Consider the following 24,822-nt stretch of genomic DNA (forward strand, 5'->3'; position numbering starts at 1 on the left):
TGTCTCAATGTTTTTGATAAAGCTTTGTGCTGGATGCCTAATGTGGTGTACAATAGAGGGTGGGTTTCAACGAGAAACGGTTTCGACTTGTGTACGGGACGCACTGCGTTTCTACTTGTACATTACCAAGAAACAAGTTGCATCGCTTAAAGCGGCAATGATGTTTCTTCTTGACGTATTGGAGGGCATTTAATCATGAAGTGGCAGGAACTTACAATCTCGACGACGGAAGAAGCAGTTGAGATGATATCAAATTTTTTGCATGAAATGGATGCAGACGGCGTTTCAATTGAGGAATCCGGGACGCTTAACAAGCCTCGCGACACTTCGCTTGGCCAATGGTATGAGCATCCGCTTAATGATATACCTGAGGGACAGGCGGTTATTAAAGGATATTTTACGGAAGATATTAATTTAAATGAATTGATTGAACAAATAAAGCCGCGTATCGATGAACTTAAGCAATTCGATATCAACGTTGGCGAGGTCACATTTTCATTCGCTATGGTTGATGAAGAGGACTGGGCGAACGCGTGGAAGCAATTTTTCAAGCCGATCCGGGTATCGGAAACATTAACGATCAAACCTACCTGGGAAGATTACGAAGCAGGTGCAAACGAGAAAATCATCGAGCTCGATCCAGGCATGGCTTTCGGCACAGGTACGCACCCGACGACTGCGCTATGCCTTCGGACGCTTGAGAGCGTCGTAACCGGGGGCGAGGAAATGATCGATGTCGGGACGGGCTCGGGCATTTTGGCTATCGGAGCATGCCATTTGGGTGTTAAGAGAGTGCTTGCGCTTGATCTTGATCCTGTTGCCGTTTCAAGCGCAACTGAAAACGTCAGGCTGAACGGCTTGTCAGAGCGTGTTGATGTCAAGCTGAGCGATTTGCTCGGTGTCCTGCGTGATGAAGAGAGTAAGCAGAGCGGTGATGAGACATCCATCGGCGTCAGCGTGCCTGTTGATTTGGTCGTTGCCAATATTTTGGCAGAAATTATTTTGCTGTTTGTCGAGGACGTCTATGAAGCGCTTAAACCAGGCGGCATCTATATCGCTTCCGGCGTGTTTAAAAACAAAGAAGAGGCTGTGGAAGAAGGGCTGATACAGCACGGCTTTGAAATTGTGGAAAAGCAGAGAGAAGAGGATTGGATCGCGTTCGTTGCGCGTAAGCCTCAGGTGGCTGGATGAGTCTGGAAAATTTTCTTCGAGTGTCGCTGGACGAGCTCCCGTTCTTTGCTTTAGCGATAATTATTGCTTTTACGGTGCATGAGTTCGCACATGCCTATACAGCATACAAATTTGGCGATGATACAGCGTATAAGGAAGGCAGGGTGACGCTGAATCCCGCTGTTCATCTTGACTTGCTCGGTTCGATACTGATATTGATCGCCGGCTTTGGCTGGGCTCGCCCTGTGCCGGTGCGAGCGAGCAATTTTAAAAACCCTCGGGTAATGAGCATCATTGTTTCTGCAGCAGGGCCTTTAAGCAATTTGCTGCTCGGTATTATTAGCGTAATTGCTATTAATGTGTTGCATGTAACAGGTCTGCTTGATGCTGGATCGCCTCAGCTTACGAAGGCAATTATGTTATTCTTTCATTTTATGATCACTTATAATTTTTTATTGTTCGTATTTAATTTAATTCCATTGCCTCCGCTTGACGGCTATCGCATTGCGGTTGAGTTTTTACCGCTTAGACAAAGGCTGCAGGTAGAGCAAAATGCGCAGTGGGGCATGATTTTCTTTTTGCTGATGGTTTTTATCCCGCCGTTAAGAGAGGTAACGCTCGATCCTATCTTAAATCTCGGCGGTGTTATTGCAAATGCCGTTATCAAAGCCGTGCACCTCTTTTTGTAAATGGCTTTCGGAATTATTTTCGTGTTATATTAATGATTTAAGGGTGGTTAGCTGTCATGCAGCGCTATATGATAGAGGCGGAGCAGTGGAGCGGGAATGAGGTTCGGTTAATTGGCAACGACGCTCACCATGCTTCAAGAGTTATGAGAATGAAAGAAAACAGCAAATTTATTGCTGCTGATGGAAAAGGGCGCGCTGCTTTAGTCTCCGTAAAAGAGGTTTCAGCTGAGCTGGTGACGGGTGAGATACTAGAGTGGCTGGCCGATGACAATGAGCCAAGATGGTCCATTACAATTGCCCAAAGCTTGCCTAAAGGCGATAAGATGGAGCTTGTCATTCAAAAAGGGACCGAGATCGGAGCGGCCGCGTTTGTTCCTTTTGAATCGGAACGCATGATTGTACAATATGATAGCAAAAAAGAAGCCAAGCGCCTTGAGCGATGGAATAAAATTGCAAAGGAAGCCTCGGAACAGGCTCATCGCAGCATCGTTCCAATGGTTGCTGCAGTGCGCAGCTGGAAAGAGCTGCTAAGCGAGATTGAGCAATTTGATTTAGCGTTATTTTGCTATGAGGAAGAAGGCAGGCAGGCTGTCAGCAGAGGCATTGGAACAGCAGTAAAGCGCTGGAAACAGCAGTTGGAAGCCGGCAGCGGGGAAGTGCATAATAACGCGAATTTGTTGGTTATTGTAGGTCCTGAAGGGGGCTTTACCGAGCGCGAGGCACAGGAAGCTGAGGCTGCAGGAGCGGTAATAGCAGGGCTTGGCAGACGTATACTGCGAACAGAAACAGCAGGGATCGTAGCGTTAACCTGCTTACTATATGAAGCTGGAGAAATGGAAGGAGCGTAATCATCATGCCATCCGTCGCATTTTATACATTAGGATGCAAAGTAAACTTCTATGATACAGAAGCGATTTGGCAGCTGTTCAAGAATGAAGGCTATGAGCAGGTCGATTTTGAGGAATCGACAGCAGATGTTTATTTAATCAATACTTGTACGGTAACGAATACGGGGGACAAAAAAAGCAGGCAAATTATTCGCCGTGCAATTAGGCGTAATCCTGATGCAATCGTAGCGGTGACAGGCTGCTACGCGCAAACCTCGCCTGCTGAGATTATGGCGATTGAAGGGGTCGATCTCGTAATCGGGACACAGGACCGCGACAAAATAATGAGCTTTGTGAAAGAGATTCAAGAGAAGCGGCAGCCGGTCAATGCAGTTCGCAATATTATGAAAACCCGCAGCTTCGAAGAGCTGGACGTTCCTGATTTTACTGAACGTACCAGAGCTTTCTTGAAAATTCAAGAGGGCTGCAACAATTTCTGCACCTTCTGCATTATTCCATGGTCGCGCGGTCTGTCGCGCAGCCGAGAGGCGCAAAGCGTGCTTGACCAAGCCCGCAATCTCGTTGCCGCAGGCTATAAAGAGATTGTGCTGACAGGTATTCATACAGGCGGCTATGGCGATGACATGGAAAATTACAATTTGACAAGCCTTTTATGGGATTTGGATAAAGTTGAAGGTCTGGAGCGTATCCGGATCAGTTCGATCGAAGCAAGCCAAATTGACGATGCGATGATCGAGGTGCTCAACCGGTCAAGCAAAATGTGCCGCCATTTGCATATTCCGCTGCAAGCTGGCGATAATGCTGTGCTCAAGCGGATGCGACGCAAGTATACAACAGAAGAGTTCGCTGCCAAAATTAAACGATTGCACGAGGCGATGCCTGGTGTTGCCATTACAACGGATGTCATAGTAGGTTTCCCTGGTGAGACTGAGGAGATGTTTGAAAATGGCTTTAAATTTATGGAGGAACTGCAATTTGCGGAAATGCACGTATTTCCTTATTCCAAGCGTACAGGTACGCCTGCCGCGCGTATGGAAGATCAAATTGATGAAGAAATTAAAAATGAACGAGTGCATAAGCTTATAGATTTATCTGAAAAGATGCAGCTGCAGTACGCCCAGAAATTCGTTGGCGAAGTGCTGGATGTAATTCCGGAGCGAGACTATAAAGGGGCGCCTGGCACAGGACTGGTTATGGGTTACTCCGATAACTACATCCAGATTGTATTTGAAGGCGATGAATCTTTAATCGGCCAATTATGCCGGGTCAAAGTGACGGAAGCAGGTGTCAATGAATGCCGCGGCCAACTGGTCCGCGTGCTGGAGAGCAAGCGAACGCCTGAGGCGATATAAGCCTCGCTCCCTTGCGCGCAACAGGATTCCTAATCTTTTCAGCGATGCTGCTGAATAAGATGAAGGAATCCTTTGTTGCATATACTATGTAGTAATTGTTGTGAAGGGGGAAGGAACATGAAGGAAATTTCAGCCGGCGGAGTTGTATACCGCCATACGGATAAAGGAAAATTGCAGATTCAGCTTATTCAGGACCGTTACGGCAAAGTTTCGCTCCCCAAAGGTAAGATGGAAGCTGGCGAGACCGTAGAGCAGACTGCTCTACGGGAAATCGCTGAGGAAACAGGCTTGCAAGGTGAAATTATTAAGCCGATCGCTCAAATTAAGTACCAGTATGAGCACGCTGAATATGGCGTTGTCAATAAAGAGGTTCATTATTACTTGGTAAAAGCTGTCGGTGGCGAGCTGCAGGCGCAGGTAGAGGAAATACGCGGCGTAGAATGGTTTGAGCCGCTGGAAGCCTGGCGCATGCAAAAACAGCTGGGTTATGAAAATAATGATCGCATCGTTGCAGGCGCCTTAAAGCTTCTAGGCGTTGCTATACCTTAGAATTACCGGCGGGATCAAGCTTTTTTATAAACCCGAAATAGCAGACCGGCAGGGCGAGCAGTGAGCTTGCCACATTAAAGATCGTTTGCGCACGTGCAATTTGAGACGATGGCGTGCCGGATAGCCAGTCTGATACGAGCATCAATTGATCGATGAATGGCATGAAGAGCAGGGCGCCGCTTATATTGAGAATAACGTGCGACAGGGCAACGTAAAATCCTGCCTTCGATCCGCCGATCGATGCAAGCAATGCTGTAGCGCAAGTGCCGACATTTGCACCCAGTACGATAGCTATGCCAAGCTCGATCGGCATAGCACCAATCATCGTAAATCCCATAATCATGCCGATGACAGCGGCGCTGCTGTGTACTAATGCTGTAAGAATCGTACCGGCAGCCAATCCCCACCATAAGCTTGTCGCTGATTTTTGCAAAAACCAGCTGAATAGCTCGCTTTCTTGAATTGCCGGTCCGGAGCTTTGCATAATGGATAGCCCGGCTAGCAGCAGGCCGAAGCCTCCCATCGCTACAGAGGCGGATCTTAGCGGCTTCAGCCAATTGCTAGATTTATAGCTTGGCAAAAGCCCCATTTCGCCCAGCAAGGCGGTTAGCAGCCAAATCGCAAATGAAAAAGCGATAAAAGGAATAGCCAGCTTCGTAATATTAAGCCCGATCAGCTCCGTTGTAATGCAGGAGCCGATGTTGGTGCCTAATATAATGCCGAGCGTTCTTGAGAAAGTTAGCAGTCCCGCGTTAACGAGACCGATTGATAGGATAGTTACGGCGGTGCTGCTTTGTAAAAAAGCGGTCGTAATCGTGCCTACAGCCATTCCGTGCATCGGCGTTGCTGTAGAACGTTCCAAAATAGATGATAAATAGGGTCCGGCCAGCCGATGCAGCGCAAGCTCCATCAATTTCATGCCGACCATAAACACTGCAAAACCGAAAACCATAGGAAAAATAATAGATTGTATCATCGTTGTTTTCTCCTAATTCTTAGACAAAATAATTGGCATTTATAGTTATACATATGCAAGAGACGGGACAGGCATGACAAGCTCTGCTGTGCCGGCTGACGGAATGAAAGGAGTAGGTGCGTAATGTCCTTGCAATTTGTAATAGGGAGATCAGGCTCAGGCAAGACGACCTATTGTTTGCAGCAAATTACGAAGCGGCTCAGAGAGGAGCCGCTAGGCTCGCCGCTTATTGCATTAGTTCCCGAGCAAGCGTCGTTCCAGACGGAATATGGGCTGCTCCAGCAAAACAGTCTGCAGGGCTCCTTGCGGGCTCAGGCGCTCAGCTTTCGGCGGCTAGCCTTCCGTGTCATGCAGGAGACGGGAGGAACAGCGATTACGCCGATTTCGGATACAGGCAAGCATATGCTTCTTCACAAGGTTATCCGTCAGCAGGCTAATGAGCTGCAGTTATTTTCAGGCGGCTTGTCCCAGCCGGGCTTTATGGAACGGCTCGTGGAGCTGCTTACAGAATGGAAGCGATATGGCATTGATGCAGCGGAAGTGGAGCGGCAGCTGGGTAACATAACCGGCTCCTCATCCCTGCTGCTTGAACGCAAGCTCCATGATTTAGCCCTGCTGTATCATTATGCCGAGCAGCAAATGAGTGGGCATTATTTGGATGCCGAGGATTATTTGCATCGATTGCGCGATCAATTTGATCAAGCGCCTTCCATGGACCAAGCGCATATTTGGATCGACGGCTTTCATGGCTTCACTCCTGCTGAATATGAAGCGCTTCGTACAATTATTCGTTCAGCGGCAAGCGTAACGGTAGCTTTAACGCTGGATCGTCCTTATAGCAGCATGGAAAGGCCGCATGAGCTGGATCTGTTTCATCCGACAGCAGAGACGTTTATTGCGCTTAGCAAGCTTGCCGAGGAGCAGCATGTCGAGCTGCTGCCGACGATTCAACTTTGCGCGGTAGGAAGCCCTGCAAGGGTGGCCGATAATGAAATGCTAGCGGTGCTGGAGCGCGGATTTGGCCGGGCTTATGTGCCCGAACAGCCTGTTAAGGCAGCAGGAAGCGGCACTGCAGAAGCTGCTGCGGGATTGTCGCTTCATGCGGCTGCGAGCAGACGGGCGGAAGTAGAAGCGATTGCGCGGGACTTGCTGAGAAGAGCGAGAGAGGATCAAATCAGATGGCGTGATTGCGCAGTTATGCTGCGCAATAGCGAAGATTATTTGGATTATATTGAACTTATTTTTACCGATTATAATATTCCGTTTTTTATCGACCAAAAGGAAAAAGCATTTCATCATCCGCTTGTAGAATTTATTAGCTCTGCGCTTGAAACGGTGTCTTACGGCTGGCAGCATGACGCTGTATTTCGCTGTATCAAAACAGAGTTGTTGTTTCCGCTGGACAGCAGCCTGCCAAGAGAATGGTATGATCTGCTGGAAAACTACGTGCTGGCCAGAGGAATCAGCAGCTGGAAATGGCAGGACGCTCATTATTGGACGCCGCAAGCCAGAATAGATTTAGAGCAGGACACAGGTCAGGAGCCCGTTATAACGGAGGAAGCCAGGCTGCAATTTGAAGCAGTGATGGCCGCCAGACAATCGATTGTCGATAAGCTGCAGCGTTTTGAACAACGATTAACGAAAGCCGCCAATGTACGTCAAATGTGCGAAGCAATCTATTTGCTGCTTGAGGAAGCAGGTGCGGCAGAGCGGCTGGAAGCGTGGAGCGAGAAGCAAATGGATGCAGGCGAGGTGCGGAAGGCACGGAATCATCGCCAATTATGGAGCAGCATTATGAATATGCTGGATCAGCTCGTAAATATTGCAGGCACCGAGCAGGTGGAACTGGAGCTTCTCATCGGCATGGTACAGGCTGGGCTTGACAGCCTAAAGCTTGCTTCCGTTCCGCCGGCGCTTGATCAGGTGCTGATAGGCAGCATGGATCGAACAAGATCCGGTCAAATCAAAGTATGCTATATCGCCGGCGCTAATGATGGAGTTATGCCGATGCGCTATCAGGAGGACGGCCTCTTGTCAGAACCTGAGCGTGAGCAGCTGGCGCAAAGCGGCTTGCAGATGGCTCCAAGCATTAATCGAAGGCTTCTTGACGAAAGATTCATTATTTATAATGCATTAACATCAGCCAGCGATCATTTGTGGATTAGCTGGGCTCAAGCGGATGCAGAGGGAAAAGGGCTGCTGCCTTCCGAAATTATAAGGCAAATTAAAAAGCTGTTTCCTGCTCTCGTCATTCAGGAGCCGGCTGCTGAGCCGGTTTCATCGATGTGTGAGCAGGAACAAAGGCAATATGTGGAGCATCCGCAGCGCAGCCTCACCTATCTGATTGCTATGCTGCAGCAATGGCAGCATGGTCAGCCGATACCAGATTTTTGGTGGGGCGTGTACAATTGGTTTGCTGCAAGACCGATTTGGAAAGAGAGACTCGCCTTGTTGACGCGCTCTCTGTTTTATCGTAATGATGAGCAGCCTCTCAGTGTCGTAACGGCTAAAGAGCTTTATGGCTCCGATTTAAAAGGCAGCGTGTCGCGTATGGAAAGGTTCGTATCCTGCCCATTCCAGCATTTTGCCATCCACGGCCTTAAGCTGCGCGAGCGCAAGCTCTACAAACTGGAGGCGCCTGATATAGGACAGCTCTTCCATGCTGCCCTAAGCAGGCTTTCTGAGAACCAAGGTGCGGGCTGGGGAAGCGCAACAAGAGATGAGCTGGACAGCGCATCGAAGGCTATCGTGGAGGAGCTTGCTCCCAAGCTGCAGTCGCAAATATTGCTCAGCAGCGGGCGTTTCCAATACGTCACGCAAAAGCTTAAAGATATTATTTTGCAGGCCGCTTTGATTTTGGGCGAGCATGCGCGCAGAGCTAAATTTCAGCCTGTCGGAACGGAGATAGACTTTGGACCAGGGGCGGTGCTGCCTGCGCTCAGCATCCCGCTGTCAGACGGCGGCGAGATGGAGCTGATAGGCCGGATTGACCGCGTTGATGCAGCTGAAACCGAGGATGGCCTGCTGTTAAGGGTGGTCGATTACAAATCGAGCTCAACCTCGCTTCAGCTGCAGGATGTAGCTTATGGCCTATCGCTGCAAATGCTCACCTATATGGATGTATTGCTAACGCATGCCGAGCGATGGCTTGGCAAACCGGTGCTGCCGGCAGGTGTATTATATTTTCATGTCCACAACCCTACGCTTAGCATGTCCAGCAGGCCTTCGCAAGCAGAGGCTAACGCCCAGCTCCTCAAGAAATTCAAAACAAAAGGGCTTATCAGTGCAGATGTGCAGGCAGTCAGATGGATGGACAATCAATTGGAAAGCGGCTATTCCGATTTGTTGCCTGTGGCGATTAAAAAGGACGAAAGCTTTTACAGCAGCTCCTCCGTCGTAACGAATGAGCAGTGGACGATGCTTCGTCAAGCTATTCGCGATCAAATCGCTCAGGTAGGGTGCTCTATTAAAGAAGGGGTAGTCGCAATAGAGCCTTACCGAATAGGAAATAAAACGCCATGCGAATATTGCGATTATAAAGCAGTATGCCAGTTCGATCCTTTAATTGCAGGCAATTCATATAAAAAAATGAACAAGCTGACCGAAGAAGAGCTATGGGAGCAGTGGAGAAGGGAGGTATAGCCAATGGTAAATGAAGCTTCGCCTAAACCGGAAGGCAGTCAATGGACGGATGACCAATGGACGGCAATCGATACGAGCGGCGCGAATATTCTAGTTGCTGCAGCTGCAGGCTCAGGGAAAACAGCGGTTCTTGTTGAACGTATTATACGCAAAATTTCACACAACACCGACGTCGATCGGTTGCTAGTGGCGACCTTTACAAAGGCCGCTGCTGCTGAGATGAAGGAAAGAATCAGCATAGCGCTTGAGAAGCAGCTTGCCGTCAATCCGCATTCCGAGCATTTGCGCAAGCAGCTTGCACTTATGAATCGCGCTTCGATTACGACGCTGCATTCGTTTTGCCTTGATGCCATTCGCCGCTACTATCCATTGCTTGAGCTTGATCCCGGCTTTAGAATCGCTAATGAAACAGAGAGCGAGCTGCTGCGGCTGGAAGTGCTCGACGAACTGTTCGAGCAGCGCTACAACGCTGCAGCCGAGCATGGCTCGTTCCTGCAGCTTGTCGATTATTTTGGCGGCGAGCGGGGTGACGAGCCATTATATCGGCTTGTACAGCAGTTATTTCAATTTTCACAGAGCCATCCGTGGCCTGAATATTGGCTGGAGCAGATGGCAGAAGCTTATAGAATAAGCGATCCCGCCGAATTGGAGCAATCGGTATGGGCGCAAAGCCTGAGGCAGTCGATTATACTGGCTGCGGATGGTGCGATATTGCTTCTTAGGGAGGCTAAGCTTGCCGCTGAGCAGCCAGGCGGACCACTTGCGTATGTGCAGACGATTTCAGAGGAGCTTCAGCTTATTGAAGCTGCCCGCGCCGCTCTTGAAAGCGGCGGCTGGAATGAATGGACAGCTGCCTTTCGGGCGGTTCAATTCGGCAGACTGAAGGCTGTGCGCGGAGATGGTCTGGATAAACTGCTGCAGGGGCGCTGCAAGGAGCTTAGAGAAGCGGCTAAAAAGCAAATCGGAACGCTGTCGCATGAGCTGTTTAGCCGGACACTGGAGCAGTTTGCGGAGGAAGTTGAACAGCTGGCGCCGTTAATGGAAGCATTGTCGCAGCTTGTTATTACTTTTTCGCAAGGCTATGAAGCGGCCAAGCGTCAAAAAGGATTGCTTGATTTTGGCGATTTGGAGCATTATTGCCTGCGCATTCTGCGCTCTCCGCAATCCACGCCGTCCCATTTGCTGCCATCCGAGGCGGCGCTTGAATATCAGCGGCAATTTGAAGAAATTTTGCTGGATGAATACCAGGATACAAATGCGGTTCAAGAGGCCATCGTGCAGCTGCTCTCCAGGGACAGCCCCGGAAACAGATTTATGGTTGGCGATGTGAAACAGAGTATATACCGCTTCCGCTTGGCTGAGCCACAGCTTTTTTTGCAAAAATATAAGTCGTATACACCAGCGAAGCAATACGCAGTACATGACGAAATGAATGAAGACGACGGACTGTCCGGAATAAGAATAGACCTGGCGCGCAATTTCCGCAGCAGAACCGAAGTGGTGGACGGAGTCAATCATGTATTCCGTTCCATTATGCGCGAGAAGGTAGCGGAGATGGATTATGATAAAGCTGCAGAGCTGGTCTATCAAGCGTCATTTCCAGACCCGCACTTTGACTGCTCGATACAATTTGCCGTTTTAGATAAAGCGGCGGCTCAAGAGGAACAAGAGAGCGAAGACAGCAGTCTTCATTCGGATGAAGCTTCCGGCGAGGAAAACAGGCAGGAGGCTGAAGAAGCCCAGGAGCTGCAAACAGCGCAGCTGGAAGGGCGCTGGATCGCTGCGCAGCTGCTGGAGCTAAAGGCTAACGGCTATCAGGTGTATGACGGCAAGCAAAAGCGTTACCGGCCTTTTGAGTGGCGGGATACTGTCATCTTGCTTAGAGCTACTTCACAATGGGCGCCGATTTTGATAGAGCAGCTGCAGGAGTTGGGTATCCCTGCCTACGCGGAGCTTGGCAGCGGATATTTTGATGCGACAGAAGTGCAAACAATGCTATCTCTGCTTCACATCATCGACAATCCGTATCAGGATATTCCGCTGGCGGCAGTGCTTCGCTCGCCAATGTTTGGATTGACGGCGGAGCAGCTTGCCCGGATTCGCATTCAGCTCAAGCATGGCGCTTATTACGATGCTGTTATTGAGGCAGCAAGCCGCTTGAAGCAGGAGGATGAGTTATGGCTGAAGCTTTCGCGCTTTTTGGATTTGCTTGATAAATGGCGCGATGAGGCAAGGCAAGGCTCGCTGCCGGATTTGCTTTGGCTGATTTACCGTGAAACGGGCTTCTATGATTTTGTGGGCGGCTTGCCTGGCGGTATGCAAAGGCAGGCGAACCTGCGCGCGCTGCATGACCGATCGCGCCAATTTGAATCTACTTCTATGCGCGGCCTGTTTCGCTTTTTGCGATTTATTGAGCGGATGAAGGAAAGCGGGGGCGATTTGGGAACAGCAAGAGCATTGGGTGAAGGCGAAGATGTCGTTCGGATTATGTCTATTCATAAAAGCAAAGGGCTGGAATTTCCGGTTGTATTTTCTGCCGGGCTTGGCAAGAAGTTTAATCAGCAGGATTTGCGCAGCGCTTTTCTTCTTCATAAACAGCTTGGTTTTGGTCCGCGCATCGTGGATCAAGGCTTGAAGGCGAGCTATCCGTCCTTGCCTTATCTCGCGATTCGCTCAGCACAAAAGATGGAGCTGCTTGCAGAGGAAATGCGTATTCTATACGTTGCATTGACCCGTCCAAAGGAAAAGCTGTACTTGCTCGGTACCGTGAATGATGCTGCCAAGAAAAAGAGTCAATGGCTGGCGGCTGCAGGTGATGCGGGTGAGCTGCCGGATTACCGTATTGCTTCTGCACAATCTTTTCTTGACTGGCTCGGACCGCTTGCCATGTATTACGGCAGCGAGCAGCTGGATAGCGAGGAAAGCTTGAAGCGTTCAGGGCAAGAGGAGCAGTCATGGGGCTGGAAAACGGCAGTGATGCCCGCGTCTATACTTGCTGCGGAAGCTGCGGCTGCAATTGCGAAAGAACCGGACAGTATTGATGAACAGCATCAAATCCAAGCAGTAGCATCCATGGCGCTTCTCGATAACTATTCATTGGATAATGAAATGAGCGATAAGCTGCAGTGGCAATATCCTTATGCTGAGGCTTCCGGCATGGCAGCTAAAACCTCCGTTACTGAAATGAAAAGAATAAATGAGGAAAGAATGGAGGATGCGGCCGATTGGAGCGAACTGGCTGCGGGTTTGAAGCTGCAGGGTAAGATTCAGCCACCCGGAGATGCCGGCCATTCAAGTGCTTCCGGAACGTTGAAGCTTCAGCGGCCGGCATTTATGGAAGAGAAGAAATTAACCGCAGCAGAGCGAGGGACGGCAAACCATGCTTATATGCAGCATATTCCGCTGCCGAAGCCGGCAGATGCTGTTACAGCTGAGCAGCTGGCTTTAACGCTTCGCCAAATGCTTGATCTTCAGCTTATAACGGCTGCTCAAGCCGAAGCGATCGATCTTCAAGCGGCCAAAGCATTTTTAGAGAGCGAGCTTGGATTCAGACTGCGGGCGGCGGAGTGGGTGCGCAGAGAAATGCCGTTTAGCGCTATGCTGCCTGCTGGCAGAGTGTATACTGAGTGCTCGGATGCGCTTGCGCATGAGCCGGTGTTGATACAGGGCGTTATTGACTGCTTGTTCGAGGATGAGCAGGGGATAGTTTTGCTGGATTATAAAACCGATCATATTATAAATGACACTAAGGATAGCGGTACGGCTTGGGATGATGCAGCCGAGCGCCATCGTTTTCAGCTTGAGCTGTATGCGGAGGCGATTGAAGCAGTACTGGGCAAGCCTGTTGCTGAGTGCTTTGTATTTTTCTTTGATGGCGCAAGAAGCGTCAAAATAAAGTAATGCGCTACGCGATATCATTAAGGATGCGGAAGATGGAGGGGCCGAAGTGAATAGTCAAAATAGCCAGAATAGCCAAAATAGCCAAACTATCGGTAAGCGCTCGTTTGCGATTCCTATTATTTTAGTCCTGCTAGTTTTCAGTGTGACGAGCAATGTGCTGCTGTATACGAAAAACATCCGGCACAATCAAGAGCAGCTTGAGGAGCGGGGCATGCAAATTTTTCAAGCAGTTGTTAAAAGCAAGGAGCAGGCGGAAGAGCTTGCTGCGTTTACTGCGGCATTGCTGGAGGAACATAAGAGCAGTGCTGACAAAGCGCGCGCTAAAGCTGCGACTGCTGCAGTTTTTTTAGCAAAGGACAACACGCTGGTGCAGCTTCAGCAGCATGCGGAAGCATCTGCCTTGGATGAAGCAAACTTAAAGGGGGCTGCACAAAATGCAGAGCAATTTATGCAGGAAGCGACAGCTGTGCTGCAGCAAATTGGTGCTAATTCCGGACCGTGGAGCGCGGAAGAAGAGCAGCAGGTTGGAGAGATAAATGATAAGTATAAGCAAATATTAGATCAGCTTTCCGGGTTTCCGTTCAACATCGAAGGGTATACTTCTTCTATGATCAGACTTGCTAATGGCTATGAGCTGACACCGATTGCAGAAAAGGTTAACAATGTACTCGCACAGTAAATATTGGATCATCTATCGTCAGTGTTGGCAGAAAGCTAGTGGATTACCTGTAAATAACGATTTGTTAAGCCAATAGAGATAAACTTGATCGCGTGCTGTCAATGCTAAAATAATGGAGGCTGTTTAATAATGGATTGTATTTTTTGTAAAATTATCGAGGGTACACTGCCTTCAAAAAAAGTGTATGAGTCGGATACTGTAGTAGCTTTTCATGATATTCAGCCGGCTGCTCCTGTGCATATCGTTATTATCCCGAAAAAGCATATTGCGACGATGAACGATGTTGAGGCTGTTGATGGCCCGATTATTGCTGATATTTTTGCCGCAGCACGCCAAATTGCTAAGGAATTAGGCATAGATGAAGCGGGATATCGCTTGATCAATAACGTTAATAAAGATGGCGGACAGGTTGTCTTTCATCTTCATGTGCATTTGCTGGGCGGAAAAAAACTCGGCCAATTAATTGCTGACTAACATAAGTTGACACTGGGATTTATTTTATCTTATAATGAAGTTTGATAAACCGTGTTAAAGCTCTGGACGGTCTGTTTCGGAGGGAGGGAAAACTGGTGTCTGAAACTAAAGTTCGCAAAAACGAAACTATTGATGCTGCGCTCCGCCGCTTTAAACGTTCCATCGCTAAAGACGGTGTCCTCGCTGAGGTTAAGAAACGCAAGCATTATGAAAAGCCAAGTGTAAAGCGCAAGAAAAAGTCCGAGGCTGCGCGTAAAAGAAAGTTTTAGGAGGATCCTTCCATAATGAACCTGAGCGAACGATTGAACGACGATATGAAGAGTGCGATGAGGAGCAAGGATAAGTTCAAGTTAACGACGATCCGCATGATTCGCGCTTCTGTTAAGAACTTGGAAATTGACCTTAAACGTCCTCTTGATGATTCCGAAGTATTGGACATTATTAGTCGTGAGATCAAACAACGTAAAGATTCCCTCCAAGAATTTAAAAAAGCCGGTCGCGATGATCTAGTTACAGATCTTGCAGCAGAAATTGAAATTATTAGTGGGTACCTTCCCGAGCAGCTGACTGAAGAAGAGATTCAAGAGATAGTAAGGCAGACCATCCACGAACTCGGTGCTTCTTCCAAAGCCGATATGGGGAAAGTTATGGGCGCTCTATTGCCAAAAACTAAAGGGCGTGCTGAAAGTAAGCTAGTAAATCAGTTTGTACAGCAATATCTACAATAACTACACGTACGGACTCGTAAAACACCCCGCAAGGGGTGTTTTTTTGTTGAATAAGAACTCCTGTATCTTGCTAGGAAGGAAAGCTTATAGCTATGAGTAAATACATTCACGAGTGCGGGGATTTACATAGAAAAAATCGAATAACTGTGATCAAAGACTCATATTGCTTGTGAAATCTGATATAATATCATTTGGAATGATCAGCCAATGCACGTTAATCTATTGAAACGAAGTGTCTTTTTGAACGTATTAAACAAATATAGATGAAAAGGAGGACCTTACTTGAGGAGACAATGGAAAGCAGCTCGCCTAGCTATTTTAATAATGTTTGTATTGATGCTTGCAGCCGGTTTACTGCCTTCCTTGGGCAGTGTAGCAGCCGAATCAAAGCCTGCTAAGAGCGGTCCGGCTGTAGTTGTTATTCCCGTTAAGCAATCGATCGAATCCGGACTGCAGTCTTTTTTGGAAAGAGCGTTTGCTGAAGCTAAAGAAGCAAGAGCGGAGCATATTATTCTTGTCGTGAATACGTTGGGCGGAGAAGTAGAAAGCGCAGACAAAATAGGCGATTTGATTCGCTCGAGCGCAATTCCGACAACGGCGTTTATTGAGGGGCGGGCAATGTCTGCGGGGACCTATATTGCGCTTAATGCGAATCAGATTGTAATGCAGCCTGCGAGCGTAATTGGTGCGGCAGCGGTTGTGGACGGCTCGGGAAAGATGATTGAAAATGCTAAAGTGAAGTCATTTTGGGTAGAACGTATGGTAGCAGCTGCCGAGCTTAATGGACGCAACAAGGATATCGCTGCCGCTATGGTAGACCCTGATGCCGTTGTCGATTTGACAGAGCAAATCGGCAAAAACAAAACAGCCGGCCAAATTTTATCGCTGACTGCGGAAGACGCACTTAAAGTAGGCTATTCTGAGCAAACATTGGCATCGGTCGATGAGGTAGTGAAATGGCTGCAGCTAGATGGCCGTGATATTATTCAGATTGATCCTACTCCAGCAGAAGTGGCAGCAAGATGGATTGTTAATTCATATGTGAAAACGATTCTGCTTATAGTTGGTATAGCGGGCATTCTTATTGAGCTGCTGCTGCCAGGCTTCGGCGTTCCAGGCATCGTTGGCGGTCTAGCATTTGCATTATATTTCTTTGGGCATTATGTAGCCGGCTTTGCAGGCTTGGAGTCAATTGTACTCTTTGTGCTCGGACTGGCGCTTATTATAATAGAATTATTTGTACCAAGCTTTGGCATACTTGGCATAATCGGAGGTGTATCGCTCATAGCAGGAGTAATATTTGCTGCAAATAACCCGTTGTCAGCGTTTATTTCATTAGTGGTAGCAATCGTTATAGCAATCATTATTGTTGTGCTGATTGCCCGCACGAACAAGGGACGAGGCGTATGGAATAAATTCATTTTGAAAGAAAAGCTGACAACTGAGGAAGGCTATGTATCCGCAGAAGAAAAAACATCGCTTGTTGGCATGAAAGGGAAGGCCATTACAAAGCTGAGACCTGCCGGTACGATTGTCATTGGCGATGACCGTTATGACGTTGTCACATCCGGTGAGTTTATCGATATTGGCAAAGAGGTTGTTGTTACGAAGGCTGAAGGTACGTGGATCATAGTAAAAGAAGTTCCTGCTGATTGATTCGAAAATGAATAAGCCAAGTATAGTAAGGTTATGGTGCAATATAATATAAAGCAATTGAGCAGTTCCATAATGAAAAAATACAAATATGGAGGTAATTATTTATGGATTTGGATCCAACGGTAACGATATTAATTGTAGTAGCGCTTGCGATTATCGTGCTATCAGTATTTTTAAGCTTTTTCCCGATTATGCTATGGGTATCAGCTATCGCTTCAGGAGTTCGCGTGGGAATTATTACATTGGTTGCGATGAGGCTGCGCCGAGTTGTACCAAGCAGAATTGTTAACCCGTTAATTAAAGCAACAAAAGCCGGCCTTGGTCTCAGCATTAACCAGCTGGAAAGCCATTTTCTTGCTGGAGGTAACGTAGACCGTGTCGTTAACGCTCTGATTGCTGCACAACGAGCAAATATTCCGCTTATATTCGAACGTGCTGCTGCGATCGACCTAGCCGGGCGTGATGTGTTGCAGGCGGTTCAAATGAGCGTTAACCCGCGTGTTATTGAAACGCCGATAGTAGCTGCAGTTGCGAAGGATGGTATCGAAGTAAAGGTTAAAGCTCGAGTAACAGTCCGTGCCAACATTGACCGCCTTGTCGGGGGTGCTGGCGAAGAAACAATTATTGCCCGTGTCGGCGAAGGTATCGTAACAACAGTTGGTTCCTCCAACTCGCATAAGGATGTATTGGAAAACCCGGACATGATTTCCCGTACGGTGCTTGGCAAAGGCCTTGATGCTGGTACTGCTTTTGAAATTTTGTCAATCGATATTGCAGACGTAGATGTGGGCAAAAATATCGGAGCTCATCTTCAAACTGAGCAGGCGGAAGCCGACAAGAAGATTGCTCAGGCAAAAGCTGAGGAGCGTCGTGCAATGGCGGTTGCTCAAGAGCAAGAGAATAAGGCTAAGGTTGTTGAGATGGAAGCAAGAGTTGTAGAATCTGAATCTCAGGTTCCGTTAGCAATGGCAGAGGCATTAAAAAGCGGCAAGCTTGGTGTAATGGATTATATGAACCTCAAAAACATCGAAGCAGATACGAAAATGAGAACCTCGCTTGGCGATACCGAGCCTCTATCTGATAATAAAGGAAATCACAAGTCGTAATGAGCGGCACTAAAGTTGATAGTGCCTTCATGCTTACGCTTGGGATCGGAGGTGAGGCAGTTGGATGAAATAATTGCGTTTCTTGCGAGAAATTTTTACTTTGTATTGATTTTTTTATTTTTCCTGTATTCTACTTTTAGCAAGAACAAGAAGCAGGAACAAAAGCAGCAAAGAATGCCAACCTTCGGCGGAGAGGATGCGGGCAGCGGTCCTCAACGCTCTCCGCGCCCACAGCAGCCTGTCAGGCCTTCTCCGCAGCAGGTGCGCCCTGAGCCTTCCCAGGCGCGCCCGGAGCGTTCAGAAGCGGCAAAGCGGGCGTATCACGGGCAGCAGGACGTATATATGTCCACATCATCAGTTCAGTATGCTGAAGATGAGATAATAAGACGCAGGGCGCAGGATATTCGAGAACGTGCATCGGCAGATGGCGGTATCGGTGTAGCCAGCCTCGAGAATGATTTGACGAAGGCGTCGACGATTTCCTCAAAGCGGCATGAGAAGGCATTGTCGCGTGAGGAGCTGCGCCGAGCGATAGTCTGGTCCGAAATATTGAACCGGCCGCGTTCGGTCAGGTCAAGGCGCCGATATTAATACATGTAGGGATTGAGACAAGGATACATTTCCTTGTCTTTTTTTTTGTGGTAATCCCAATTGCTAATAAGCGATTTTCGATATTTGTGATATCACCCTACTCCACTACAAGAGATGCGCATCTGAAAGAGTGCTAATATGCCGGAAATGGAAGAACAATTCCAGCATTCTCGATAAGGACGCTTGTCGGGCCGATCGCTGACATGTAGCGAAACACCGCGCGCTGGCAGCTGCGCTTGTGAGGCGAATTACTTACTTGTAGCACATACTTAACTAGTTGCACATACTTAGAGAATTGCACTTACTTAGCTAATTAGACTTACTTAGAGAATTGCACTTACTTAGCTAATTGCACATACTTAGCTAATTGCACATACTTAGCTAATTGGACTTACTTAGAGAATTGCACATACTTAGCTAATTGGACTTACTTAGAGAATTGCCCTTACTTAGCTAATTGGACTTGCTTAGAGAATTGCACTTCCTCGGGCTGTTGAAAAACCGCAATAATTACTTTGCAACGTTGGCAAATTTGATTTTTGGAACGAGCACTCAAGCACTAAAGCTAAGTGCATTTCCTGTGCTTAGTTTTAAGGAATTTGGCTTTTTTGTGATTCTAAGCGGAAAAACTGCCTTTAGTTTGGCGCAATTCGAAGAATATAGGGCAACTCAATAAAACTAGATGCATGAAATCCATTTAGAATCGTTTATTCGGTGAAAAAAGAGAATCTAGATGCATAAAATGTACTTAGCTACCACGACTGTTTGTCCATTCATCATTGCAAACTTACTAAACAGGAAAAAGTTATAAGATTCTGTACGAAGGTATAAGATCCGATCCGATCTTATACCTTTTCATGTTTTAGCGACAAATTCGCCTTCAAATGGTGGCAAAGCGGTTATTCTTAACAGGCCAGTTTAGATAGTTTTGAGGTGTATTGAAAATTTATAAGAGGTGAATGACGACTGTTCACCCGGTGCTTCAACGGTGCTTGAATCAGAACGATTTTTTTAATTTAACGATTCGTGGTAGCGTTAGGATACCTAAAATGGACTTTTTAAAAATTTAACGAATCTACAGTGGCTTATTTGCTTAAAAATGCCCTGAAATCGATGTTTGTTCACATATAGCGCACCTAATCTTCGTTACAAATTTCAATCAGCCGATTTTGGTCAAATAGCGCAAGGAGGATTCGTTAGAATCATAATCAACAGAGAACATCGGGCAATGGTGGTAAATCGTAGAAACCAGCTGGCAACGTCGGTTAATATCGGTAAACATCAGGAGGTAGAAGCAACCGTCAATGGAGTATAAGCTTTAGAAAGTCGCCGATGGTGTAGGAGCATTAGAAAGCAGTCGGTGGAGTAGGAGCTTTAGGAAGTCGTCGATGGTGTAGGAGTTTAAGGAAACCGTCAATGGTGTGGAGCGTTAGAAAGCAGTCGGTGGAGTAGGAGCTTTAGGAAGTCGCCGGATGGTGTAGGAGCTTTAGAAAGCAGTCAATGGTGTAGGAGCTTTAGGAAGTCGCCGATGGAATATGAGCTTTAGGTAGCTGTCGATGCTATAGAAGCTTTAGGAGCTACAGCCTCAATTCAGTCCGCAGCCGGTCAGCATATTAGCGTTCCTTTCACATAAAATGAGCAGTTTGAGCATAGTTTGGTATAGTACACCATTGCAAGCAATTGTAAGCAGTGAAGGAGGACGTTAGATTGGCGATGCGTCGTTGGAAAAGAAAATTTCACAAAGCTACGGCAGAGCTGCTGGATATGCCGCATGATGTCGTGTTTGATTTGCCGCGCTTAACAGCAATAGGCGACCGGCAATTATATATTGAAAATCATAAAGGAGTGATTCATTTTTCTGATGAACAGCTCCGCATTGCATTAACGAAGGGTCAGCTGGAGGTGAACGGAAAATCTCTAGTGATTCGGACAATATGGACGGATGAAGTGTTCGTGGAAGGTATTATTACCGGTATTCAATTTATTACGTAATTCATTGGTTGAACAAGAATGGAGGGAAGTAAAGTGAAACAGGATAATGTGAATTGGATGAAAGGGCAGGTAACGATTCAAGTCCGCGGCGAAGCGCCGGAGGCTTTTATTAACGAAGCGCTGGCGGGCGGCATTAGACTGATGGGACTGCGCTGGTCAAAGGACAGGCTGCTTTACTGTGAAGTAAGCTTGTCCGATTTTTTTCGCATTAAGCCGTATTTAAAACGGACAGGCTGTCGCATGAGGGTCAAAGGGAGAAAAGGACTGCCCTTTATGCTGGCGAGAGCTGAAAAAAGAATATGGTTTGCTGGTGGACTAGCCTTGTTTTTTTTGCTGCTGTTCATTTTATCCTCTCTTGTTTGGAAAATCGAGGTCGTCGGCTACGAGCGATTGTCTGAGGAGCAAATTTTGCAGGCTGCAAAAAAGGAAGGCATCCGGTTATTCCAATGGTCATACCGGCTGGATGACATGAATGATATTTCTAAGCGGCTAACTAGCGCGCTGCCTGATACGAACTGGGTAGGTGTGGAAAAGAAAGGCACCAAAATTAAAATTCAGGTTGTCGAACAGACGAAGCCTGAGCAGCTGCCGCTTCAATCTCCACGTCATTTGGTTGCATCCATGGATGCAGTTGTGACACAAATTGTTGCAGAAAACGGAAAGGCGGTTGTAACGAAAAACAGTCGTGTAAAAAAAGGACAAACTTTAATATCCGGGATTATAGGCAATGAATCTAATTCCAAAATCGTGGTGGCAAAAGGAATAGTCAGGGGGCTGGCATGGTATGAATACTCAATTGAGACGCCGCTGACGCAGCAGGCGAAAGTATATACCGGCAATAAAAAAACGAGCTGGCATCTCGTTATCGGCAGCAGAATGCTTCAAGTAAGCGGCTTTGGCGGCATGAAATTTGATGCCTCGGAGACGATTACGAAGGAAGAGCAGGTATCGTGGCGCAATATCACGCTGCCATTTGGCCGTTTGAAAAAAACGGTAATGGAAACCGCAACGGAAGAAAGAGAGTTGACGGTAGAAGAAGCAAGGAGCACGGCAATTTTGCAAGCGAAAGCCGATGTTTTGGAAAAGGCCGGATTAGATGCTATTATAGTAGATGAAATTGTTTTGCATGAAAAGACAGACAATGGTAAAGTTTATATGAAAGTTCTTTTTGAGGTCGATCAATCAATTGTAAAAGAATTGCCACTAGTTCATATGCAGGGAGATTGAGAATTGTTGCAGATTGATACAAAGACGGTAAAAATTACACTAGAAAACGCAGCTGAAGGATTGGCTGTATTTGGACCGCAGGACAAGTATTTGAGAATGGTGCAGGAGCAGGTCTCAGTATCCATTGCTTCACGCGAAGCAGAAATTGTTATTACCGGTGAAGGCGCAGAGGTCGACTCGGTCGAGCAGCTGTATACAGTGCTGCTGCAGCTTGTGAGAGGCGGGTATACGCCGTCTGAGAGAGATGTTCTTTATGCGCTCGATCTGGCACGTACGATGCAGGCGGAAGAGCTGCTTGATTTGTTTAGCAAGACGATTACGACAACGTATCGCGGCAAGCCGATTCGCGTTCGTACGATCGGTCAGCGCCACTATATGAAGATGATCCGCAAATGTGATGTTGTATTCGGAATCGGGCCGGCGGGAACAGGTAAAACCTATCTGGCAGTCGTATACGCCGTCGCTGCGCTTAAGGAAGGGCTGGTTAAAAAAATTATTTTAACTAGGCCGGCAGTTGAAGCGGGCGAAAATTTAGGTTTTTTGCCAGGCGATTTGCAGGAAAAGGTAGATCCTTATTTGCGGCCTTTATATGATGCCCTGCACGATGTGCTAGGCGCCGAGCAAACGACAAAGGCGATGGAGCGCGGCTTGATTGAAATTGCTCCGCTTGCTTATATGCGCGGCCGAACGCTCGATGATTCATTTATTATTCTTGACGAGGCGCAAAACACGACGCCAGAGCAGATGAAAATGTTTTTGACGCGTCTTGGCTTCGGTTCTAAAATGGTCATTACTGGAGATGTGACCCAAATTGATTTGCCTAGGGGCAAAAACTCAGGTTTAATTGAAGCAAGAAGAATATTAAACAATATCGAAGAAATCGGCATAGTTCAGTTTACAGAGCAGGATGTCGTTCGTCATTCCCTCGTTCAAAAAATTATCGTAGCATACAATTGGGATGCTGAAAACAAAACCTAGAAAGGAATTGTTGCTGCATGAACCAAGATACAAACAGCAGTAAAACACCCGATAAACGACTTCGCTCTGTTGGCTGGCGGCAAAGCCCTGCTATACGGTGGCTTATTATTCTGCTGTTCATTATTTTGTTTTATTTTAGCTTGGCTCCGCATGTATTGCCGGAAACGTATGATATTACTGAAAATACAAAAAGCGAGAAAGATATAAAGGCTCCCTTCCAAATAAGAGATGATAAAGCAACGAGACAAGCGGAAGAGGAAGCTGCCAGCCGAATCGAAAATCAGTACTCTATTGTTGCTTTGAAAAATGACGCCTTGATTGAGCAAATTTTGTACCGTATTGAGCAGTTGAATATGGACGATCAGGTAACTGTACAAAATAAAATAGATATTTATCGCTCTGAAATTCCAGGCAAGTATGCCTATCACATCGATAACTTTGTTAATAATAACAAAGGCAAGGGTACCTATAATGATACTTTGCTGGAGGAAATGGCAGCGATCACGAAGGATCAGGAATATACGATTCCAGAAGAAACCTTTTACAAAATGCCTAAGCTGACCAGCGAGCAGCTGTCTGAAATGCGGGAGGTTGCACGTGATATTGTGCGTAAACTTACAACCGAGCCGTTGAGGGAAGCTGAAGTTGCCCGTACTCAAGTAGCAGAGCTTGTTAATGCAAGCTCTTTATCCAACCGCGCAGCACGCGAGATCGTACAAGAGCTTGCCAGGTTTGTTATAATGCCTAACAAGTTTTTGGATAAAGAGGCAACTGAAGCTGCTAAGGAGCAAGCTAAGCAAAACACGCCCCCTGTAGTCATTAAAGAAGGCGATATTATTGTAAAAGCTGGCGAAACGATAACGACAGAGCTTTATCAGCTATTGTCCGAATCGAATTTGCTTCAGGATAAGAAGCACTATTGGCCGCAAATCGGTTTATTCCTGCTGTCCGTGATGATGATCGCACTCATCTATGCTTACTTGCACCAATCCGGCAGCATAAACGGCCTTAAGCCTAAGTACAGCAATGCACAATTGCTTATGCTTTGGCTGATCTACTTCGTTTCTATCATTTTGATGCAAATCGTTGCCTTGATACAGACAGAAACAGCGTATTATATTGGTTTCCTGGTGCCAGCCGCACTTGGCACAATGCTCATTACGCTATTGATGGATATGAGTCTGGCGATTATAAGCACATTTGTGTTTACGGTAATAGGCAGTATGGTGCTGAATACGAGCCCGAACCATTTGTTTGATTTTAGAATGGGATTTTTCATTCTCGTTATATCACTGGCAGCCGTTTTTACCATTCACCGCGCAAGCCAGCGTTCTGCGATATTGAAGGCGGGCATAATGGTGAGCCTGTTCGGCTCATTCTCTGTGCTGACGATGCTGCTGCTGTCCGAGCAGCTCGATAGAATGCCGTTTATTTATTCGATTTCGTTTGCATTTGCAAGCGGGTTGATTACAGCCGTGCTTGTTATTGGGTTGATGCCGTTTTTCGAAATTTCATTCGGCATATTATCAGCTCTTAAGCTGGTAGAGCTGTCAAGTCCTAACCATCCGCTGCTGCGCAAGCTGCTTACTGAGACGCCGGGCACCTATCACCATAGTGTGATGGTGGGCAATTTGTCCGAAGCGGCAGCCGAGGCGATCGGAGCAGACGGCTTGCTGTGTCGCGTCGGTTCATTCTACCATGATATCGGGAAGACGCGCAGGCCGAATTATTTTATAGAAAATCAGTCTAATATTGAAAATCCACATGATTCTATCGATCCTAAGCTTAGCAAATCGATTATCGTAGCGCATGCCCGCGATGGAGTCGAAATGCTCAAAGCTCATAATATTCCAAAGCCAATTCGGGATATCGCCGAGCAGCATCATGGGACAACCTCGCTGAAGTTTTTCTATTTCAAAGCAAAAAAACAAGCTGAGGAGCAGGGGCTTGAGGTTGATTTTACAGAGGACGATTATCGTTATCCTGGACCTAAGGCACAGTCAAAGGAAGCAGCGGTGGTGGGCATTTCCGATTGTGTGGAGGCTGCTGTAAGAAGTCTTCATAACCCTACAGTTGAACAGGTTGAAGCGATGATTCACAAAATCATTAAAAGCAGGCTCGACGACAACCAGTTTAATGAATGCGACCTGACGCTTAAAGAGCTGGACAAAATAGCGCAATCGCTGAAGGAAAGCGTAATCGGGATTTTCCACTCACGTATTGAATATCCGGATGATTCCAAGCCGGCGAAGGAGAATGAATAGT

At 47.1% G+C, this 24,822-nt stretch carries 19 protein-coding genes; 18 read left to right on the forward strand and 1 reads right to left on the reverse strand.

Features of this window, described 5'->3' with window-relative positions; genetic code table 11:
* Positions 1–195 precede the first annotated feature (195 nt).
* The 5 genes from prmA (at position 196) to ACRRU2_RS06860 (ending at position 4,608) form a co-directional block, all read left to right on the forward strand.
* Complete coding sequence (gene prmA, locus ACRRU2_RS06840) at positions 196–1,191, forward strand: 50S ribosomal protein L11 methyltransferase (RefSeq protein ID WP_331701062.1); 996 nt, start codon at positions 196–198, stop codon at positions 1,189–1,191.
* Complete coding sequence (locus ACRRU2_RS06845) at positions 1,188–1,859, forward strand: site-2 protease family protein (RefSeq protein ID WP_331701061.1); 672 nt, start codon at positions 1,188–1,190, stop codon at positions 1,857–1,859. Before prmA ends, ACRRU2_RS06845 begins: the two co-directional genes overlap by 4 nt.
* 56 nt (positions 1,860–1,915) lie before the next feature.
* Complete coding sequence (locus ACRRU2_RS06850; RefSeq protein WP_432500511.1) at positions 1,916–2,707, forward strand: RsmE family RNA methyltransferase; 792 nt, start codon at positions 1,916–1,918, stop codon at positions 2,705–2,707.
* A gap of 5 nt (positions 2,708–2,712) precedes the next feature.
* A complete protein-coding gene (gene mtaB / locus ACRRU2_RS06855; RefSeq protein WP_331701059.1) occupies positions 2,713–4,059 on the forward strand; it encodes a tRNA (N(6)-L-threonylcarbamoyladenosine(37)-C(2))-methylthiotransferase MtaB in 1,347 nt (448 codons plus the stop codon).
* Between the two features lie 117 nt (positions 4,060–4,176).
* On the forward strand, positions 4,177–4,608 hold the full coding sequence (locus ACRRU2_RS06860; RefSeq protein WP_331701058.1) for an NUDIX hydrolase: 432 nt from the start codon (positions 4,177–4,179) through the stop codon (positions 4,606–4,608).
* Here ACRRU2_RS06860 and ACRRU2_RS06865 read toward each other — a convergent pair.
* The gene (locus ACRRU2_RS06865; protein ID WP_432500512.1) at positions 4,598–5,584 is read right to left on the reverse strand and encodes a Na/Pi cotransporter family protein; all 987 of its coding nucleotides are present in this window, start codon (positions 5,582–5,584) and stop codon (positions 4,598–4,600) included. The genes ACRRU2_RS06860 and ACRRU2_RS06865 overlap by 11 nt on opposite strands.
* A 123-nt stretch (positions 5,585–5,707) precedes the next feature.
* On the opposite strand from ACRRU2_RS06865, the gene addB reads away from it, so the two are divergent.
* The 13 genes from addB (at position 5,708) to ACRRU2_RS06930 (ending at position 24,821) form a co-directional block, all read left to right on the forward strand.
* Positions 5,708–9,226, forward strand: coding sequence for a helicase-exonuclease AddAB subunit AddB (gene addB, locus ACRRU2_RS06870; protein WP_432500513.1), 3,519 nt, complete (start codon positions 5,708–5,710; stop codon positions 9,224–9,226).
* A 3-nt stretch (positions 9,227–9,229) separates the two neighbouring features.
* Positions 9,230–13,126, forward strand: a complete 3,897-nt coding sequence (addA, locus tag ACRRU2_RS06875; RefSeq protein ID WP_432500514.1) for a helicase-exonuclease AddAB subunit AddA — start codon at positions 9,230–9,232, stop codon at positions 13,124–13,126.
* A gap of 46 nt (positions 13,127–13,172) precedes the next feature.
* Positions 13,173–13,805 (forward strand): hypothetical protein, encoded by a 633-nt coding sequence (locus ACRRU2_RS06880; RefSeq protein WP_432500515.1) that lies wholly within the window; start codon positions 13,173–13,175, stop codon positions 13,803–13,805.
* Between the two features lie 129 nt (positions 13,806–13,934).
* The gene (locus ACRRU2_RS06885) at positions 13,935–14,279 is read left to right on the forward strand and encodes a histidine triad nucleotide-binding protein (RefSeq protein ID WP_331701053.1); all 345 of its coding nucleotides are present in this window, start codon (positions 13,935–13,937) and stop codon (positions 14,277–14,279) included.
* A 95-nt stretch (positions 14,280–14,374) separates the two neighbouring features.
* On the forward strand, positions 14,375–14,548 hold the full coding sequence (gene rpsU / locus ACRRU2_RS06890) for a 30S ribosomal protein S21 (protein ID WP_005547957.1): 174 nt from the start codon (positions 14,375–14,377) through the stop codon (positions 14,546–14,548).
* Between the two features lie 15 nt (positions 14,549–14,563).
* Positions 14,564–15,007 carry a GatB/YqeY domain-containing protein gene (locus ACRRU2_RS06895; protein WP_331701049.1) on the forward strand — a complete coding sequence of 148 codons (444 nt, stop codon included), beginning with the start codon at positions 14,564–14,566 and terminating at the stop codon, positions 15,005–15,007.
* Positions 15,008–15,331: 324 nt separating this feature from the next.
* Complete coding sequence (locus ACRRU2_RS06900; protein ID WP_432500558.1) at positions 15,332–16,663, forward strand: NfeD family protein; 1,332 nt, start codon at positions 15,332–15,334, stop codon at positions 16,661–16,663.
* A gap of 104 nt (positions 16,664–16,767) precedes the next feature.
* A complete protein-coding gene (gene floA, locus ACRRU2_RS06905) occupies positions 16,768–17,769 on the forward strand; it encodes a flotillin-like protein FloA (protein WP_331701048.1) in 1,002 nt (333 codons plus the stop codon).
* A gap of 60 nt (positions 17,770–17,829) precedes the next feature.
* Positions 17,830–18,360, forward strand: coding sequence for a hypothetical protein (locus tag ACRRU2_RS06910; protein ID WP_432500516.1), 531 nt, complete (start codon positions 17,830–17,832; stop codon positions 18,358–18,360).
* Positions 18,361–20,073: 1,713 nt separating this feature from the next.
* The gene (gene yqfC / locus ACRRU2_RS06915) at positions 20,074–20,352 is read left to right on the forward strand and encodes a sporulation protein YqfC (RefSeq protein WP_331701102.1); all 279 of its coding nucleotides are present in this window, start codon (positions 20,074–20,076) and stop codon (positions 20,350–20,352) included.
* Between the two features lie 33 nt (positions 20,353–20,385).
* Positions 20,386–21,579 carry a sporulation protein YqfD gene (gene yqfD, locus ACRRU2_RS06920; protein ID WP_432500517.1) on the forward strand — a complete coding sequence of 398 codons (1,194 nt, stop codon included), beginning with the start codon at positions 20,386–20,388 and terminating at the stop codon, positions 21,577–21,579.
* Positions 21,580–21,582: 3 nt separating this feature from the next.
* Positions 21,583–22,557, forward strand: coding sequence for a PhoH family protein (locus tag ACRRU2_RS06925; RefSeq protein WP_432500518.1), 975 nt, complete (start codon positions 21,583–21,585; stop codon positions 22,555–22,557).
* A gap of 17 nt (positions 22,558–22,574) precedes the next feature.
* On the forward strand, positions 22,575–24,821 hold the full coding sequence (locus ACRRU2_RS06930; protein ID WP_331701044.1) for an HD family phosphohydrolase: 2,247 nt from the start codon (positions 22,575–22,577) through the stop codon (positions 24,819–24,821).
* The last annotated feature ends 1 nt before the right edge of the window (position 24,822 follow it).

Origin of the sequence: Paenibacillus sp. GXUN7292 (assembly GCF_050864975.1) — a bacterium.
Taxonomy (GTDB): Bacteria; Bacillota; Bacilli; order Paenibacillales; family Paenibacillaceae; genus Pristimantibacillus.